The 2,706-nt window shown below is 75.9% G+C and carries 1 protein-coding gene and 1 pseudogene; both read right to left on the bottom strand.

The genetic code is table 11. From position 1 onward, the window contains the following. Positions 1-77 precede the first annotated feature (77 nt). Positions 78-1,391: pseudogene (locus tag AB0L34_RS33485) on the bottom strand (MFS transporter); the annotation flags it as partial. A gap of 200 nt (positions 1,392-1,591) precedes the next feature. Beyond that, positions 1,592-2,551: a hypothetical protein gene (locus tag AB0L34_RS33480; RefSeq protein ID WP_363709644.1), complete on the bottom strand. Its 960-nt coding sequence runs from the start codon at positions 2,549-2,551 to the stop codon at positions 1,592-1,594. Positions 2,552-2,706: the final 155 nt, after the last annotated feature.

The raw sequence follows: 2,706 nt of genomic DNA, 5'->3' as shown, positions 1-2,706 counted from the left end.
ACGGGCTCGCCGAACCGCTTGCCGCCGTGGACCACCCGGTGCCCGACGGCGGCCACCCGACCCGGCCCGCCTCGGGCCCGACGGCCGCCGCGCGTCACCAGGAGCAGCGCGACGATCAGGTACGGCACGGCGGCCACCGCGAAGGCGACCCCGTTGCCGGCCCCGGTGGCGAGCAGGCCGTACCCGCCGTAGACGGCGATGATCGTCACGTCGGTGGCCATCCCGGCGAGCGAGGTGACCGTGGCCCGGCTGCTGCCGGTGATCCGGGCCTGCAAGCGGGCGTCGGCGAGCACGGTGGCGAGTTGGAAGCCGCAGAACGCGGCCGCGACCAGCACGAACCCGACGGGCCGGGCGAGCAACGCCCCGGCGGCCAGGGCCACGCCGGACACCGCCAGCAGCCCGGCGTACCCGCGGGTGGTCAGCCGTTCCCCCGCCGGGGCGAGCAGGCCGCCGACGCTCACCCCGCCCCAGATGAGCAGGAGCAGCAGCGGCACGGTCGCCCCGGCGACGCCGGTGTCCCGCGCCAGCAGCGGCGTGTACTCCTCGATGGCCCCCCAGACCGCCGCGACCGCCGCGACCAGCAGCACCGCCGCGCGGACGGCCCGGTCGGCGTGCGCCTCGGCGAGCCCGGCGCGCAGGCTCGCCCACCAGCCGAGGTCGTCGTCGCCGTCCTCGTCGTCCGCGTCGCGTCCCGCCGCGGCGGCCCGGCCGGTCCGCACCGGGGGGGCGGTCGCGGCCGGGCCGGCGGTGGTGGCCGCGGCCGGCCCGGCCGTGGAAGCGGCAGCGGCCACCGGGGCGCCGCGCCGCCGGTGTTCGGGGAAACGGGTGGCGACGGCGGCGGCGAGCAGGCAGGCGAGCACGCTGGCCACGCCCACCGCCGGGTAGCCGCCGACGGCGAACACCGGGCCGGCCAGGACGATCGAGGCGAGCACGCCGAGCGTCTCGGCCGTCCTGGCCCGGCCGATGACGCGGGCGTACCGGCCGGCGGCGTCGAGCCGGTCGAGTTCGGTGAAGACCAGCGCCTCCAGCGCACCCGAGGCGAGCGCACCGCCGGCGCCCCACAGCACGAACCCGACGGCGAAGGCCGGGTACGAGGGGACGAGCACCCAGAGCGCGAAGCCGGCGGCGGTGACGAGCGGGGCGAGGGCGAGCAGCCGCCGCCGGGAGACCGCGTCGGCGAAGGCGCCGGAGGGCACCTCCAGCAGGATGCCGCTGGCCGACCAGATCACGAACAGCGAGGAGATCTGCCAGACCGACAGGCCGGTGTCGCTGAACAGCAGCGCGTACAGCGGATAGAGCAGAACGAGTTCACCGAGGAACGCGTACCCATAGAGGGTGGCCGCCAGCCGGCGGACACGCGGGTCGGGCACACGCACAGTGTGGACGGTCATGAAGCCTTCCCGTGGAGACGAAGCGGACACCGGACGTACGGCGTCCGCGGCGGCCCACGGGGGCGACCGTCAGCGGTGCGTCAACATCGCCACGTCATGCCGGCGATGGTAGACGGCGGTGACCGTGACGGCCATGCCTTACCGCGACACGCGTCGGGGTGGGACCCGCGCGGATCCCACCCCGGAACGCGGCGGCGGGGTCAGCGGCGGAACTTCTCCTGACCCATCGGCGGGATGACCATGGTGGCCTCGGCGTCCTGGCCGGTCGGCTGTGCCGGGGCCGTGGCGCCGGTCGAGGTGACCTGGGTGGCGTCCGGGTCGGCGTGGGGCGTGGCCGGGCCGGTGGGGCGCGGCACGACCTGGGTGGCATCGGCGTCCACGGCCGGGCCGGCGGGTTCACCGGCACGGACGACCTGGGTGGCGTCGGCGGCCGGGCCGGTCAGGTGGGTCTCGGTGTCGCGGCGGCCGGCCCGGTAGGCGCGGGCGTGCGTGGCGATCAGGTGCGACTCCTGCTCGGCGCGGGTCAGCCAGGACTCCCAGCGGCTCTGCATCGGACGGACCAGACCGCCGCCGACCCCGACGACGAGGATGCCGCCGACGGTGGCGAGCACGGCGACCAGCACCGGGGTGGTCACGGCGGTGGCCACGCCGATCTGGTTGAGGGCGGCGATGACGCCGAGGCCGAGGATGAACACCGAGGCGACGGTGGCCAGGATGCGGCCGTACGACAGCCCGCCCAGGGCGCCGCTGATGATGTCCTTGACGGCGTTGGCGATCGCGGCGGCGACCACGACGATGACGATCGCGACGAGGGCACGGGGCAGCCAGGCGATCACGCCGGCGATCAGGTCCGAGACGGGGTTCGGGCCCCAGATGCCGAACGCGAGCTGGAGGGTCACCAGCAGCACGCCGTAGTAGGCGAGCTTGGCGACGATGTCGCTGGCGTCGTACCGGGACCGGGCCAGGGCCCGGCGGATCCCGCCGCGCTCCACCGCGCGGTCGAAGCCCACCCGCTCCAGCACCTTGTCGACGATCTTGAGCACGGCCTTGGCGATCAGCCAGCCGACCACCAGGATCGCCACGAAGGCCACGGCCTTGGGCAGGAACAGCAGCACCGAGCGGAGGGCGTCCCCCACCGCGTCGCCGAAGTCGTCTCTCATGGGAATCCTCCACACGGGTGTCCGTCTCGTCGCGCCCGACCTACCCTCGGCGCCGACCGGGGAAACACCGGTCGGCGCCGGGCGGCGGCGCGTCGACGTGACAGCGCCGGGCGGGCGGCGCGCCCCCCCCCCGCCGGTCGACCCCGGGCCGGGCC

It is taken from the genome of Micromonospora sp. NPDC052213 (assembly GCF_040679695.1).
Taxonomy (GTDB): Bacteria; Actinomycetota; Actinomycetes; order Mycobacteriales; family Micromonosporaceae; genus Micromonospora.
This window is presented reverse-complemented; position numbering and strand designations above follow the sequence as displayed.